Genomic DNA, 14501 nt, shown 5'->3' on the forward strand with positions numbered 1-14501 from the left:
CTACCGGCACTCCCGCACCTCACCACACCCCGCCGTCCGACCGGATTTCGTCTGTCCGTCCGTCCCCGGATGTGCATGACCAGCCCATCACGGCTGCCACCTCGCAGAACGCGGAATCGGCAAAATTGAATGAACTTCGTCACCTTGGCCATAGAAGAGCGCCCCCGGCGATCAGGCTCGATCACCGAGGGCGCCATTGTCGATCAGTCGACGGACCCGCGAAGCGTTCCGACGCGTCAGGCCTTCTTGGCCGCCCTGCGCCGGGCCGCCACCACGATCCCGCCACCGGCCGCCAGCGCCACCGCACCGGCGATCGCCAGCGGCAGCACCGGGCCGGAGCCGGTGTGCGCCAGGTTGCCGCCCTCGTTCGCCTGGGCGGACGGGCCGGCGGAGGACGAGGCACCCGGCACGGCCGCCGAGGAGGAGGCGGACGGGCTCGACGAGCCGCCCGGGCTCGGCTTCCCGGACGCCGGGACGCTCGGGGAACCGGACGGGCTCGCCGAGTGGCCCGGCGTGGCCGGGCCGGTCGGGGTACCGCTCGGCGTGGCCGGCGGCGTCACCGGCGGGGTGACCGGCGGCGTGGCCGGGGTGGTCGGCACCACGGTGCCGGGCAGGCAGCCGGTGAACGGGTAGTGGTGGGTCTCCGCGCCGCCCTTGCCGGTCAGCGAGGCCGCGATCACCGAACCGTTGACCGGACCGCCGCTGCCGAGGTCGAAGGCGGCGTTCGGCGCGAGCACCGTGCCCGCCCAGGCGGCCTTGCTGTTCTTGACCACCTTGGTCGCGGTCGGGAAGTTCCAGAGCAGCTTGGCCCGGATCGCGCCGCCCGCGGCGCTCTGCAGCTTGTCGTCCAGCACGAAGGCCGACGTGCCCGCGTCCCACAGGTGGAAGCCGGTGGTGCCGGCCGCCGCCATGTCGTACGAGCCACCGGTCACGTTGATGACGGTGACCGCGCCGGCCGGCACCTTGACGAAGACGTCCTTGGCGCCCTGGAGCTTCGCGGCGTCCACGGTGAAGCTGTTGTACTTGGCGTCGCCACCGGTGAAGGTGAGTTCGGCGCCCTTGGCCTCGACGGTGGCCCCGGCGGTCTGCGGCACGGCGGCCAGCGAGCCGGCGGCGGAGCGCAGCTTGGCGAACTCGGCCTTGAAGTCGATCGGCGAGGCGCCCTGGGCGATCGAGCCGGCGTGGGCCTGGACGACGGCGCCGTCGGCCTTCGAGCCGTAGACGCCGTTGCCCTTCATCACCTGGGTGTTGCTGCCGGTGATCTTGCCGGCCACCACGAGGGCGTTCTTGCCGGGCAGGGCGTCGACCTCGGCGGCGGTCAGCTCCTGGCCGACCGAGAAGCCCCCGGTGAAGTTCGCGTTGCCGCCGACGGCGACGGCACCCTCGGCGTCGGGGGTGTGGGTGTCGTCGCCCTCGATGAACTCTCCGTAGAGATTGGCGACCCCGAGGCTGCGGCACTCCTGGTCGGCGGCGACGGCGTGTGCGGCCGGAGCGATCAGCCCGGCCAAAGCGAGCGAGCCGCCGACCGCGAGCGCGGCGGCGGATGTGGGTATGCGCATGTGCAGGATCTCCGCTTACGTGCGGGAAGTGGGAGTGGCCCGAAAATAGGTATGGACCATTCGGCACTCTTTCGGCCAAACGGGTGAATGGTCAAGACCAATGACCGCCTTGCCCGAACAGTCCCGTTTGCCCCTCGACTGCCGCACGCCGTGCCCCGCCCCAAGATCGCCCGTAAGGCCACCTACGATTGACCCGTGCGTACCCCCTTCTCCCTGCTCGCCGAGCGCTGGCAGCCCACCGCCGCAATGGTCCGGCGCGCCACGTTCGCCGCGCTGGTGATGAGCGTGGTGATCGTCGTCACCGGCGGCGCCGTCCGGCTCACCGCCTCCGGCCTCGGCTGTACGACCTGGCCCCGCTGCACCGCCGACAGCCTCACGCCCACCCCCGAGATGGGCTTCCACGGCATCGTCGAGTTCACCAACCGCATGCTCACCTACGTGCTGAGCGCCGCGGTCGGCTGGGCCATCCTGGCGGCGCGGTGCCACCGCCCCTGGCGGCACGGCATGACCAAGCTCGGCTGGGCCCAGTTCTGGCTGGTGATGAGCAACGCCGTCCTCGGCGGCATCACCGTGCTGACCGGACTGAACCCGTACACCGTCGCGCTGCACATGATCGCCGCGATGGCGCTGGTCTGGGTCGCCCTGCTGATGTGGGAGCGCTCGAAGGAAGGCGACGGCGCCCCGAAGCTCTCGGTGGCCCGCCCGATCCACCAACTCTCCTACGTCCTGGTGACGGTCGTCGGCCTGCTCGTGGCAGCGGGCACCCTGGTCACCGGCGCCGGCCACCACCCGGGTACGCCCCAGGACAACAAGATCGTCCCGCGCATCCCGATCGACTACGACAGGTTGGCCCAGTTCCACGCCGACTTCGCCTTCATCTCGGTCGGCCTCACCATCGCGATGATCTTCGTCTTCGCCGCGATCAAGGCCCCGCAGGCCGCGAAGTCCCGCACCAAGGAACTCCTGATCGTCCTCCTCCTCCAGGGCGTCCTCGGCTTCATCCAGTACTTCACCGACGCCCCCGAGCTGATGGTCGTCCTCCACATGCTGGGCGCCACCCTCACCTGGATCGCCGCCCTCCGCATCCCCCTCGCCCTCCGCACCCGCGCGGCGGAGGACACCCCGGAGCAACTCCCCACCCAGACCCCGCAACCCGCCGCAGTCTGAGCATCACCGAAGGCCCCCATCCCAAAGGATGGGGGCCTTCGCCATATCCCGGTGCCTATGGCACGACACGCTCACGTATCGATCAGGCAGATCAGCCCTGGCCGAGGTCCCTGGACAGCGTTTCGTGCGGCCAATGCGGCTTCGGCAGCCCCAGTTCCTGCAAGTACCCGATCCGCGCGTTTATGGCAGCGGAGAAGTGCCTCCAGTCCAGGCTGGCTACGGGCTCGCTCGGCTTCGGGTCGGTCGCGGACGACGTGACGTAGCAAACGGAGTCGTAGAGCTGCTCGGCCATCAACCGCTGGCAGAAGATTCCGAACCGCTCCTGATAGGACTTGCCGCGCCAAATATCCTCTACGGGGAAGGCCCCCGCAGCCGGCTTCACGGGCCGCCTCGATCCTTCCTCGTCCTGCATGATGAAGAAGTAACCGAGCCAGGGCTTCTCGCCGGGATAGAGGTCGGCCAATGCGGCCCTTCGAAGGTCGACAGCGCTGCCGAGGGCCTCTTCGACCCGATTGTTGTAGTTGTTGCCGAAGGACGGCCCGCCCAGGGCCTTCAGCTCGAAAGCGGCCACCAGTGTGTTCTCGTAAGCGACGACGACGTCCCACTGCTTCTGGGCCCTGTAGTAGCCAGGGAGCTCCAGACGCTGGGATTTGGCGATCCGGATGCTCTCACGTGGATAGCCCGCTTCGAGGAAGAACTTCGCCAAGAGGGCCGCGATGGAATCGAAGTGCTTGCCACCCCTGACGGAACCCGCAGTGCCGGCGCCGACTGCGGCCTTGATCGCCGACTGATCCTTCTGGGCCTGCTTGACACCCCAGTACGCCGCAACGGCGTCCTCGAAGTCCTGGCGGCTGACCGTCAAGGTCGGTTCCTCCTAATCGGGCAGCTCGGTAAGCCCGTAGACACGCAGTGCTGCATCGGTGGCCGCCTTCACGTCCCGCCTGTCGAAGGCGTCGGCCAGGGCAACACGGTCCTCCGCGGCGATGGCCGCCGGGTCCGGAACACGGATCTTGCGGAGGTACTGCGCCTGGAAGCGGAGAGTTCCCCCACGCATCTTGACCGCGTACGCCTCCACGAACGCCTCGGCCACCTTGGAGAGGAGCAGGCCACCGAGCACCCGCATGTCCCAGACGTCCGAGACGATGAAGTACAGGTTGTGGTGAGGGTACAGCGTCCCTTCGTCGAGCACCGGATGGATCGTCAGCTTCATGTCCGGGAAGAGAAGCTTGGGCCGGCTCGTCAGTCTGTGGTCGACCTTGTCGATCGTCTTGTACCAACGGTCGGGCTGCTTGACCGCGACGTACCTCTTACGCAGGACCCCGCTGTGTCGGCGGAAGTAGGCGGCGAGCTTCGGATAGCCGGCAAGGTCCACCAGGTCGCCCTGGGAGTTCCACGGATTGACCAGGCAGGACCCGCTCCAGTCGATGGAGCCGCTGGTGGTGTCCCGGACCATGGCCAGGGGCAGAAGCCGGTCCGGCTCGACCAGTTCACGATCATCGGTGATGAAGACCTTGTCCGCACCGGTCGCGATACCGATGCCGACGCGCGTCCCCGTGGTCTCGTCCTCCAGTAGCCGGAACCGGTCGCCAAGGTCTTCGAGAAGGGCGAGCCTGGCAGGTGAGGCCGCCGGCCAGGAGTCCTCACCGGGAAACCAGTGCGGCAGAGGAGCCGCCTGGAACGAGGCTGTGGCGATCGGCTGCCGATCCTCGGCCTCGTACCAGGCAAGGAAGTCGCGGGCCTCCGACTCCCCGAACGCGCGGGTCGCGTCGGCGGCAACCGCGCCACCCTGCGCCTGACGGGAAATGATCGTGACAGCCGGGTACGCCGAGACCTGCTCCTGGAAGGCGTCCACGTCGTGCATCACCAGCGCCAGGTCCATGCTGAACTGCCTCGTCACCAGCTGACGGAGCTTACGGCCGTACTGGTTCCTCATCCAACGGTCCGCGCAGATGAAACCGAGCCGACCCCCCGGCCGCAGGCTCCGGAGCGCCACCTCGTAGAAGCCGATGTAGATGTCGGCGCGGCCTCCCATCGCTGAACAGGCGCTGCGATAGGCGTCCATCCGGTCGTCGGGTACATCCTCCAGCCTGATGTAGGGGGGGTTGCCGACGACGAAATCCGCACGGTGCTCGGCGTCGGCCTGGAGAAGGTAATCGCCCTGGTTCACCCAGTGCGAGGCAACCTTCCGCGCCGCGCTTCGCCCCCAACCGTCATCGTGGAGGCGCTGCTCGACGACTCCCCGGCTCTCGGCCACGTTGCGCCCGAGCAGGTCGAACGCCTGGACGGCGTTCACCGCGTCGGTGATCGGACGACCGTGGGCTCGACATGAAGCACTGATCCGTGAAGCGATCACGCCGAGGAACGCCCCTGCACCACAAGCAGGCTCGACGACCTTCAGCTCCGCGAGGTCCATGTCCGGCGTGTAGCCGAGCAGATCGAGGATGAGCTCGACAACCCAACCGCGGGTGAAGACCTCGCCGTGCTCCACTGCTTCTGCGGGGACCTCAGGCAGCGCCTGCTTGTCGATGTCGAAGAGCGCCAGAGTTGCCACGACTCGACCCTACAGCGGACACCTCGGCGACCTCCCCAAGCCTGACCACGATCAATTGACATTCGGCATCCGGCCAGTCACTCCGTGCATCCGCCCATTCCACCCCAGGGCCAGCCGCCGCGCGCCGTAGGTGCAGGTGTCGATCAGCCAGCAGGCGAATCAACGTTTTCACAGCAAGTGACGACCATCATGGGTCCGGATGCTTGGTACCGCTTCGCCCCGAAGCGCGTCCAGGACACGGACGGCGTAGACCTCGGCCATCGGCCCGGAGACCTCAACCGGCGTGAGCCAGGCGACATCGACCGACTCGTCCGAGAGCCGCTCTCCGCCGCCCTCCGGCCGACGGCGGAAGACGAGGGCGACGATTCCTCGGCTCACATTCTTGTGGACACCGGTCAGCCGTTCCACGCCGACCTTGATCCCGGTTTCCACCCGACCGTCCTCGCGTACTACCACCCCCGCGACGGACACCAAGCTCCTACTTGCGGCGTCACCATGCCTCCACCCCGTCACGCAGATACCGAGTACGCCCGTCCGAGATAGCCCTGACAGCGGCATTCAACCGATTTCGCTGGCGGATCCGGAGCCGGTCAGCTGCCTCCTGCGCAGGCAGAAACGCGGCGTCGGACAGTTCATCGTCGTGCGGGCGGACCTTCACAACCAGGTCGGTTGGGAGGATTCCCGCATCGAAGATGAACGCGATCTGGTCGTCCCACGGGCCGTGCGGCGCAACCCAGTCCACCACCAACAGGCGATGGATGGTGATCTCCAGGCCCAGTTCCTCCCGCAGCTCCCGCACAGCAGCCATGTCCGGCGGCTCATTCGCCTCCGCCATCCCACCGGGAAGGTCCCATCCCTCCTTGTAGGTCGGGTTGACGGTCAGGACGCGACCGGCCGGGTCGCGCAGAATCACGTCCGCCGAGACCCGCTTGCGGGCTTGTCTCGCGTTCCCCTCGGCGAGGTACGCGTTCCACGCTTCGGTATCGGTAGGTGCAGGCCTCACGTTGAACCTCCCCGAGGCAACGGGATGATGTCAGCGAGCAAGAGCTGCCGCGCTCTGCGCGCCTCATCGAATCGTGCCAGGTACTCACGGACCGGGCCGTAGTCGCGGTGCCTTGCAAGGAGTTCGCGAAGGTCATCCATCTGATGAACGACCCGGACGGACCCGAGCGTCGGGCTGGTGTCGACGCCAGGACCGGATGACGTGCACACGGATCGGCGTCCCCGAACCGGTTACCCGTTCGATCCTCGCCTTCCTCCACCAACTCCGTTTGGTGTACGGCGCGTTCGACTTCGCCGTGACCCCCTCCGGGGACTGGTACTTCCTTGAGTGCAACTCGAACGGCCAGTGGGCCTGGCAACCGGACGAGACCACCAGGGCGATCGCCCGCGCCATCGCCGACCAGCTAGCGAAAGGCACCGCCTCATGAGCACACCGGAACAGCTCCGCGCCGCCATGGTGGACGCGTTCACCGGAGAGGACGCGATCACCGATCCGGCATGGGACAGCGCCGCCCGGTCGGTCCCCCGAGAACTGTTCACGGGATCGTTCTTCCTTCCGGTCTCGGGAGGCGCTGCCTACCGGCCCGTGTTCAAGGGCGACCCCGGCTGGCTGGAGCACGTCTACTCGAACGAAACCCTCGTCACCCAACTCGACGGCCGGACACGCCCCGAGGACGTGACCGACGGCACCGCGACCGGAGCCCCGACCTCGTCGTCCACCCTGCCGTCCCTGGTCCTGCGCATGTGGCACCAACTCGACACCGAGACCGGGCACCGGGTCCTGGAGATCGGCACCGGAACCGGCTACTCGACCGCCCTCGGCGCCCACCGGCTCGGCGACGGCAACCTCACCAGCATCGAGTACGACCCCCGGGTCGGCGAGGCCGCCGCCATCGCCATCAAGGCAGCCGGCCACTCGCCGCGCCTGATCATCGGCGACGGGCTGCTCGGTGACCCGGACAGAGAACCGTACGACCGCCTCATCGCCACCTGCGCGGTCCGCTACGTCCCGCCCCCGTGGCTGCACCAGGTGAAGCCCGGCGGCCGGATCCTGGTCACCCTGTCCGGCTGGTCCTTCGGCTTCGGTCTCGCCCTCCTCGGCGTGACCGGCCCCGGAGAAGCCACCGGCCGCTTCCTGCCCGGCTACACCAGCTTCATGATCGCCCGCCCCCACGACCGCCCGCCCCGCCAGAGCCTGTCGCTGCTCCCCGGCGACGAGCGCCCGACCCGGATCGACCCCGAGACCATCAGCACCTGGACCGGCAGCTGGGTCGCGCAGCTCGCGGCTCCCTCCGCCGAGCGGATGGGAGCCGGCGCGCACCAGATCCTCTCCGACGTGGCCACCGGCTCCCAGGCCCGGACCGCCCCCCACCCCCGACGGCGGCTGGACCGTCGTCCAGCGCGGCCCACTCCGCCTCTGGGACCAGGTGGAAACCGCCGTCGAGACCTGGCAGGACGCGGGCGAGCCGCACCAGGAGGGCTTCGGCATCACCATTTCGCCGTCGGGTCAGCGCATCTGGATCGGCCACGCGAACGGCCCGGGCTGGAACCTGCCCATTTGAACACCGGGACGAGCGCAGGGTCGTGGCGACAACCGATACGGTGGTGTCGAGCAGCAGGAGGATCGGATGAGCGTCCAACCCGCACACCACCCGGATCAGCAGCCGCGCGTGCCACGCACCCCGGACGGCATCGCCGAAGCTCTCACCGGCGCCCGCCGGATGGCCTTCTACCGCGAGCTCGGCCAAGCCCCGATCGATCGGGTCGAGCAGGTCCTGAACCGCTGGTGGTGCGAGGCGGAGATGGATGCCGACCCCGAGCAGGGCCGCATCATCGCCGCCGCCCGCGCCGGCACCCTGCCCACCGTAACCATGGCCGACGTCCTCCGGTTGCGCCGGGAGCGGGGCGGAGAGCTGCCGGGTGAGTGACGTCGATCCGGAAGACCTGTGGCCGGTCGAACCGTCCGAGGCCGTGCAGGACGCCCTGGCCGACCCGAAGCTCTCCGCCGAGCTGTTCTCCGCGATCGTCGCGCTCACCGTCGCGATCGCCGAGAACCCGTGGCTCCCGGCCAGCACCGCGCGCGACTCCGCCGGTGACTGGCGCCGGCTCCCGATCCCGCACGGGCGCGGCCTGGTCGAGTACGTCATCGACGCCGACAACCACGCCGTACGCCTGACCCGGATCATCGTGCTCTGATCCGCAGCCTCCGAGCGACGGCGAACGGCCCGGCTCCCCCGTCTGGGGGTGCCGGGCCGTTCGCCGTACCAAGCCGTACCAGCAGGCCTCAGCCGCCGAGCTGGATGCCCGCCATGCGCTTCCACTCGTACGTGCTGGTCTTGACCCTGAGCCCCAGCTCGCCCTCGAAGTTCTCGTGCAGGGTCAGCCCCGCCAGCTCCGCCGCCCGGCGGCCGACGGCGTAGGTCGGGGCGACCTGGTCGCCCCAGGCGCCGTCCGCGCCGACCACGACGATGCGGGTGGCCACGGCGCCGACGTACTCGACGACCGCGTCGGCGCTGCCGCCGTGCTGCTGGGCGAAGGTGGTCAGGTGCTTGGCGATGCGCTTGGCGCGGCGCTCGGTGCGGGCGTCCGGCGCGGCGGCGGTGGCGGTCTCTGCGCTGCTCATGCCCGCATGCTACCCACCGGTAGAGAAGCTGGCGACGGGAGCGCCCTGTGCACCGGGACACATACTCGGAGCATGACGTTCACAGGCTGGCCGGCCGAGGCCCTCGACTTCTACGAGCACCTCGAAGCCGACAACTCCAAGACCTTCTGGCAGGCCCACAAGGAGCAGTACGACGACGCCGTACGCGCCCCGATGGAGCTGCTGCTCGCCGAGCTGGAGCCGGAGTTCGGGCCGGGGAAGATCTTCCGCCCCAACCGGGACGTCCGGTTCAGCGCCGACAAGTCCCCGTACAAGACGCACATCGGCGCCCACCTGGAGACCGGCGGCTACATCCAGCTCTCCGCCGACGGCCTGGCCTGCGGCAACGGGATGTACCAGCTCGCCCCGGACCAGTTGGACCGCTACCGTGCCGCCGTCGCCGAGGACGTCGGCGGCGCCGAGCTGCTGCGGGTGATCGCCGCCGTCGAGAAGGCCGGCCCGCAGGTCCACGGCCGCGACAGCCTCAAGTCGGCCCCGCGCGGCTACCCCAAGGACCACCCGCGGATCGAGCTGCTGCGCCACAAGGGCCTGGTGGCCTGGCAGGAGTGGGAGCCCGCGACGTGGCTGGGCACGAAGGCCGCCGGCACCCGGATCGCCGCCTTCCTGCGCGCCTCCCAGCCGCTCCGCGACTGGCTGGACGGCCACGTCGGCCCGTCCGAGCTGCCCCCACGGTGAATCGCACGGTGAATCCCACGGTGAACGAAAACGAAGAGGAGCCCCGGTCCACCAGGACCGGGGCTCCTCTCGGCAACAGCCGAGCCCTACTTCACGAACGGGTCGATCGCGCACACCACGAACAGCAGCGACAGGTAGGTGATCGACCAGTGGAACAGCCGCATCTCCTTCAGCTTGGCGCCCACGATCCCGGCCTTCGCCCGCCCGTACAGCGCGTGCGCCTCGCGCAGCCAGAACCCACCGAGCAGCACCGCGGAGACCGGGTACAGCCAGCTCATGTGCCCGAGCGGCCAGACCGCCAGCGAGACCGCGACCATCACCCAGGAGTAGGCGACGACCTGCTTGCCGACCGCCACGTTGCCCTTGACGACCGGCAGCATCGGCACGCCGGCCCGCTCGTAGTCGTCGCGCACCTTCATCGACAGCACCCAGGTGTGCGGCGGGGTCCAGAAGAAGACCACCAGGAACAGCGCGATCGCCGCCCAGGAGACCGAGTCGGTCACCGAGGACCAGCCGATCAGCACCGGCATGCAGCCGGCGATGCCGCCCCAGACGATGTTCTGCGAGGTGCGCCGCTTGAGCCCCAGCGTGTAGACGAACACGTAGAACAGCAGCGCGCCGAGCGCCAGTGCGGCGGAGAGCCAGTTGACGCCGAAGCCGAGCAGCAGGGTGGAGACGACACCGAGCGTGATGCCGAAGACCAGCGCCTCGCGCGGGGAGACCATCCCGGTGACGATCGGTCGCCGCTCGGTACGCGTCATCAGCGCGTCGATGTCGCGGTCGATGTACATGTTGAGGGCGTTGGCGCCGCCCGCCGACAGGTAGCCGCCGACCACGACCTTCAGCACCAACAGCATGTTCGGCACGCCCTGTTGGGCCAGGAACATCACCGGCACCGTGCTCATCAGCAGCAGCTCGATGATCCGCGGCTTGGTCAGTGCGACGAACGCGCCGACACGGGCCCCGAGCGGCCGGTGCGCAGGAGTCGCCCCGGTGACCCCGGCGGGACGGGTTTCGACGGCGGTCACTAACACCCCAACTGAAGATGAATCCTCGCAGGCGTCCACAGGAACGAAGGGTCCCGAATCGTCCGCTCTGCGCGTACCACGCCACCTTAGACGCTCCATATATCCCTTCCGGCTCCGGGGTCCCCCGGCGAGGCGGATGCCGCGGGGCCGGCTGGGCCGACTGGGTGAAGGCACGAAACGGCCCCGGCGGGCCCCGCGCAACCCGTCCCGACCACCCGGGCGGCGCGTGCCGCCGAACCGGGAGAGGCTGGGACAAAACACGCCAGAACGCCCTAGTGGGAATCACCATGCGGAAATCCCGGTTGTCCCGGCACGGAGGGTGAGCCCCGGCCCGGACGGTAGGCTCGCACGGAGAAGCGGGATCTACCCTCCGTGACCGGCACCATCCACAGTCGGGCCCACAGCGCCGTGGCCGACCCGGTCCCCATTCACGGGGTCACTCTTCACCATGGAAGGAGCCCTGAGACAGGGTGAGCACTGCGCCGAAGAACGCATTCGAGTGGAGCGACCTGGACGAGCGCACGGTTGACACGGCGCGGGTCCTGGCGATGGACGCTGTCCAGAAGGTCGGTAACGGGCACCCCGGGACGGCCATGTCGCTGGCCCCCGCGGCCTACCTGATCTTCCAGCGCTTCCTGCGCCACGACCCGACCGACCCGGCCTGGGTCGGCCGCGACCGCTTCGTCCTCTCCCCCGGGCACACCAGCCTGACCCTCTACACCCAGCTGTACTTCTCGGGCTACGGCCTGGAGCTGGACGACCTCAAGGCCTTCCGGGTCGCGGGCAGCCGCACCCCGGGCCACCCCGAGCACGGCCACACCGCCGGCGTCGAGACCACCACCGGACCGCTCGGCCAGGGCATCGCCAACGCGGTCGGCATGGCGATGGCCGCCCGCTACGAGCGCGGCCTGTTCGACCCGGAGGCGGCCGCCGGGGAGTCCCCCTTCGACCACACCGTCTGGGCGATCGTCTCCGACGGCGACCTGGAGGAGGGCATCTCCGCCGAGGCCTCCTCGCTGGCCGGCCACCAGAAGCTGGGCAACCTGGTCGCCCTGTACGACGACAACCACATCTCGATCGAGGGCGACACCGAGACCGCCTTCTCCGAGGACGTGCTCAAGCGCTACGAGGCCTACGGCTGGCACGTGCAGCGCGTCACCCCGAAGGCCAGCGGCGACATCGACGTCGAGGCCCTCGCCGGTGCGCTGGAGGCGGCCAAGGCCGAGACCTCCCGGCCGTCGCTGATCGCGATGCGGACGATCATCGCCTGGCCCGCCCCGGACGCCCAGAACACCGCCAAGGCGCACGGCTCCGCGCTCGGCGCCGCCGAGATCGCCGCCACCAAGAAGGTCCTGGGCTTCGACCCGGAGAAGACCTTCGAGGTCAGCGACCAGGTCATCGGGCACGCCCGCCAGGTCATCAAGCGCGGCAAGGCCGCCCGTGACCAGTGGCAGCTGGGCTTCGACGCCTGGCGCGCCGCCAACGCCCACCGGGCCGCGGAGTTCGACCGCATCCAGGCGGGCGAGCTGCCCGAGGGCTGGAAGAAGGCCGTCCCCTCCTTCCCGGCCGGCAAGGACGTCGCCACCCGCAAGGCCTCCGGCGAGACCCTCAAGGCGCTCGGCGCGGTGATCCCGGAGCTGTGGGGCGGCTCGGCCGACCTCGCGGAGTCCAACCTCACCACCATCGACGAGGACAGCTCCTTCCTCCCCGAGGGCAACCCGCTGAAGTCCGCCAGCCCGTACGGCCGGACGATCCACTTCGGCATCCGCGAGCACGCCATGGGCTCGACCATGAACGGCATCGCGCTGCACGGGAAGACCCGCGTGTACGGCGGCACCTTCCTGGTCTTCGCGGACTATATGCGCCCGGCCGTCCGCCTGGCCGCGCTGATGAAGCTGCCGGTCACCTACGTCTGGACGCACGACTCGATCGGCCTCGGCGAGGACGGCCCGACCCACCAGCCGGTCGAGCACATGGCCTCGCTGCGCGCCATCCCGGGCCTGTCCATGGTCCGTCCGGCCGACGCCAACGAGACGGCCGTCGCCTGGCGCACCGTGATCGAGCGCCAGACCAGCCACCCCGGCCCGGTCGGCCTGGCCCTCACCCGCCAGAACGTCCCGACCTTCGACCGCGAGGTCTTCGCCTCCGCCGAGGGCACCGCCAAGGGCGCCTACGTGCTGGCCGAGGCCGGCAACGGCGACCCGCAGGTGATCCTGCTGGGCACCGGCTCCGAGGTCCAGCTGGCCGTCCAGGCCCGCGAGGTGCTGGAGGCCGAGGGCATCGCGACCCGGGTCGTCTCCGTCCCGTCCTTCGAGTGGTTCCAGGAGCAGGACCAGGCCTACCGCGACAGCGTGCTGCCGCCGTCGGTCAAGGCCCGCGTCTCGGTCGAGGCCGGCATCGCCCAGGGCTGGCGCGAGCTGGTCGGCGACCACGGCCGGATCGTCTCCCTGGAGCACTTCGGCGCCTCCGCCGACTACAAGGTCCTGTTCGAGGAGTTCGGCCTGACCGCCGAGCGCGTGGTGGCCGAGGCGCACAACGCCCTGCGCTCCCTCGAAGCCGTCAACCGCTAACCGCTTCGGGCCGCGTGCCCGCCCGCACGCGGGCACGCGGCTCCCTCTGACTACCCCACGCAGAAGAAGACGAAGGACTGAAGCACCATGACTGACGCACTGAAGCGCCTCAGCGACGAAGGCGTTGCGATCTGGCTGGACGACCTCAGCCGCAAGCGGCTGAACTCCGGCAACCTGGCCGAGCTGGTGCAGAACAAGCACGTGGTGGGCGTCACCACCAACCCGACCATCTTCCAGAAGGCCATCGCCGGCAGCGGCGACACCTCCTACGACAGCCAGCTGCGCGACCTGGCCGTCCGCAAGGTCACCACCGACGAGGCGATCCGCATGATCACCACCTCGGACGTGCGCGACGCGGCCGACGTGCTGCGCCCGGTCTACGACGCCTCCAACGGCCGCGACGGCCGGGTCTCCATCGAGGTCGACCCGCGCCTGGCGCACGAGACCGCCCCGACCGTGGCCGAGGCCAAGCAGCTGTGGTGGCTGGTCGACCGCCCGAACGTGCTGATCAAGATCCCCGCCACCAAGGCCGGCCTGCCCGCCATCGCCGAGGTCATCGGCCTGGGCATCAGCGTCAACGTCACGCTGATCTTCTCCCTGGACCGCTACAAGGCCGTCATCGACGCCTACCTGACCGGTCTGGAGACCGCCAAGGCCAAGGGTCTGGACCTCTCCCAGATCGAGTCGGTCGCCTCCTTCTTCGTGTCCCGCGTGGACACCGAGATCGACAAGCGCCTGGACAAGATCGGCGGCGACGCCAGGAACCTGCGCTCCAAGGCCGCGCTGGCCAACGCCCGCCTCGCCTACCAGGCGTACGAGGAGGTCTTCGGCTCGGTCGACGGCAAGACCGCCGGCAGCGCCCGCTGGCGCTCGCTGGAGGCCGCCGGCGCCAAGCCGCAGCGTCCGCTGTGGGCCTCCACCGGCGTCAAGGACCCGGCCCTGCCGGACACCCTGTACGTCACCGAGCTGGTCGCCCCCGGCACGGTCAACACCATGCCCGAGGCCACCCTGGACGCCACCGGCGACCACGGCGTGATCACCGGCAACACCATCGTCCCCAACTACGCCGACGCCAAGGCCGTCCTGGACGCCATCGCGGCCGCCGGCGTGGACTACGACGACGTGGTCCAGGTGCTGGAGGACGAGGGCGTGCAGAAGTTCGAGCAGTCCTGGCAGGAGCTGCTCGACACCGTCACCACCTCGCTGGCCACCTTCGCCGGCGAGAAGTGACCCCCGCTCACACAGCCAGCGCACGAAAGCGGAGCACACCAAGTGAGCACTGATTTC

Annotated in this window: 14 protein-coding genes and 1 pseudogene; 8 read left to right on the forward strand and 7 right to left on the reverse strand. The window is 69.5% G+C overall.

The genetic code is table 11. The features are described 5' to 3' along the window. Positions 1-236: 236 nt before the first annotated feature. A complete protein-coding gene (locus tag ABTZ03_RS06205; protein ID WP_350511669.1) occupies positions 237-1559 on the reverse strand; it encodes a choice-of-anchor A family protein in 1323 nt (440 codons plus the stop codon). 195 nt (positions 1560-1754) lie between these two features. Here ABTZ03_RS06205 and ABTZ03_RS06210 point away from each other — a divergent pair, with 195 nt between their 5' ends. After that, complete coding sequence (locus ABTZ03_RS06210) at positions 1755-2726, forward strand: COX15/CtaA family protein (protein WP_350511670.1); 972 nt, start codon at positions 1755-1757, stop codon at positions 2724-2726. A gap of 91 nt (positions 2727-2817) precedes the next feature. Here the strand turns inward: ABTZ03_RS06210 and ABTZ03_RS06215 are convergent, their stop codons facing one another. The 4 genes from ABTZ03_RS06215 to ABTZ03_RS06230 form a co-directional block, all read right to left on the reverse strand. Further along, positions 2818-3588 (reverse strand): PaeR7I family type II restriction endonuclease, encoded by a 771-nt coding sequence (locus tag ABTZ03_RS06215; RefSeq protein ID WP_350511671.1) that lies wholly within the window; start codon positions 3586-3588, stop codon positions 2818-2820. A gap of 12 nt (positions 3589-3600) precedes the next feature. Continuing rightward, positions 3601-5277, reverse strand: coding sequence for an Eco57I restriction-modification methylase domain-containing protein (locus ABTZ03_RS06220; protein WP_350511672.1), 1677 nt, complete (start codon positions 5275-5277; stop codon positions 3601-3603). 168 nt (positions 5278-5445) lie between these two features. Then, positions 5446-5748, reverse strand: coding sequence for an NUDIX hydrolase (locus tag ABTZ03_RS06225; RefSeq protein WP_350511673.1), 303 nt, complete (start codon positions 5746-5748; stop codon positions 5446-5448). 19 nt (positions 5749-5767) lie between these two features. Further along, a complete protein-coding gene (locus ABTZ03_RS06230; protein ID WP_350511674.1) occupies positions 5768-6280 on the reverse strand; it encodes an NUDIX domain-containing protein in 513 nt (170 codons plus the stop codon). A gap of 196 nt (positions 6281-6476) precedes the next feature. On the opposite strand from ABTZ03_RS06230, the gene ABTZ03_RS06235 reads away from it, so the two are divergent. The 4 genes and pseudogenes from ABTZ03_RS06235 to ABTZ03_RS06250 all read left to right on the forward strand — a co-directional run bounded on the left by ABTZ03_RS06235 (position 6477) and on the right by ABTZ03_RS06250 (position 8475). After that, positions 6477-6707: an MvdC/MvdD family ATP grasp protein gene (locus tag ABTZ03_RS06235; RefSeq protein WP_350511675.1), complete on the forward strand. Its 231-nt coding sequence runs from the start codon at positions 6477-6479 to the stop codon at positions 6705-6707. Continuing rightward, positions 6704-7841, forward strand: a pseudogene (tgmC, locus tag ABTZ03_RS06240) (ATP-grasp peptide maturase system methyltransferase). Before ABTZ03_RS06235 ends, tgmC begins: the two are co-directional and overlap by 4 nt. A 66-nt stretch (positions 7842-7907) precedes the next feature. Beyond that, positions 7908-8207, forward strand: a complete 300-nt coding sequence (locus tag ABTZ03_RS06245) for a hypothetical protein (RefSeq protein WP_350511676.1) — start codon at positions 7908-7910, stop codon at positions 8205-8207. Then, complete coding sequence (locus ABTZ03_RS06250; RefSeq protein ID WP_350511677.1) at positions 8200-8475, forward strand: hypothetical protein; 276 nt, start codon at positions 8200-8202, stop codon at positions 8473-8475. Before ABTZ03_RS06245 ends, ABTZ03_RS06250 begins: the two co-directional genes overlap by 8 nt. An 88-nt stretch (positions 8476-8563) precedes the next feature. Here the strand turns inward: ABTZ03_RS06250 and ABTZ03_RS06255 are convergent, their stop codons facing one another. Continuing rightward, positions 8564-8902 carry a hypothetical protein gene (locus ABTZ03_RS06255; RefSeq protein WP_350511678.1) on the reverse strand — a complete coding sequence of 113 codons (339 nt, stop codon included), beginning with the start codon at positions 8900-8902 and terminating at the stop codon, positions 8564-8566. A gap of 72 nt (positions 8903-8974) precedes the next feature. On the opposite strand from ABTZ03_RS06255, the gene ABTZ03_RS06260 reads away from it, so the two are divergent. Beyond that, entirely contained in the window at positions 8975-9616 is a 642-nt protein-coding gene (locus ABTZ03_RS06260) for a DUF2461 domain-containing protein (RefSeq protein WP_350511679.1), read from the forward strand. 86 nt (positions 9617-9702) lie between these two features. Here ABTZ03_RS06260 and ABTZ03_RS06265 read toward each other — a convergent pair whose 3' ends face one another. Further along, positions 9703-10650, reverse strand: a complete 948-nt coding sequence (locus ABTZ03_RS06265) for a heme o synthase (protein WP_350511680.1) — start codon at positions 10648-10650, stop codon at positions 9703-9705. A gap of 464 nt (positions 10651-11114) precedes the next feature. Here ABTZ03_RS06265 and tkt point away from each other — a divergent pair, with 464 nt between their 5' ends. Both tkt and tal read left to right on the forward strand, forming a co-directional pair. Continuing rightward, positions 11115-13214, forward strand: a complete 2100-nt coding sequence (gene tkt, locus ABTZ03_RS06270) for a transketolase (protein WP_350511681.1) — start codon at positions 11115-11117, stop codon at positions 13212-13214. Positions 13215-13301: 87 nt separating this feature from the next. Next, positions 13302-14444 (forward strand): transaldolase, encoded by a 1143-nt coding sequence (gene tal / locus ABTZ03_RS06275; RefSeq protein ID WP_350511682.1) that lies wholly within the window; start codon positions 13302-13304, stop codon positions 14442-14444. The last annotated feature ends 57 nt before the right edge of the window (positions 14445-14501 follow it).

The sequence above is a fragment of the Kitasatospora sp. NPDC096077 genome (genome assembly GCF_040303245.1).
GTDB lineage: Bacteria > Actinomycetota > Actinomycetes > Streptomycetales > Streptomycetaceae > Kitasatospora.

Coding starts and splice junctions, on each gene's coding strand:
- ABTZ03_RS06205 (WP_350511669.1), bottom strand. CDS start 1,559: ATGCGCATACCCACATCCGCCGCCGCGCTCGCGGTCGGCGGCTCGCTC.
- ABTZ03_RS06235 (WP_350511675.1), top strand. CDS start 6,477: ATGACGTGCACACGGATCGGCGTCCCCGAACCGGTTACCCGTTCGATC.
- ABTZ03_RS06245 (WP_350511676.1), top strand. CDS start 7,908: ATGAGCGTCCAACCCGCACACCACCCGGATCAGCAGCCGCGCGTGCCA.
- ABTZ03_RS06255 (WP_350511678.1), bottom strand. CDS start 8,902: ATGAGCAGCGCAGAGACCGCCACCGCCGCCGCGCCGGACGCCCGCACC.
- ABTZ03_RS06260 (WP_350511679.1), top strand. CDS start 8,975: ATGACGTTCACAGGCTGGCCGGCCGAGGCCCTCGACTTCTACGAGCAC.
- tal (WP_350511682.1), top strand. CDS start 13,302: ATGACTGACGCACTGAAGCGCCTCAGCGACGAAGGCGTTGCGATCTGG.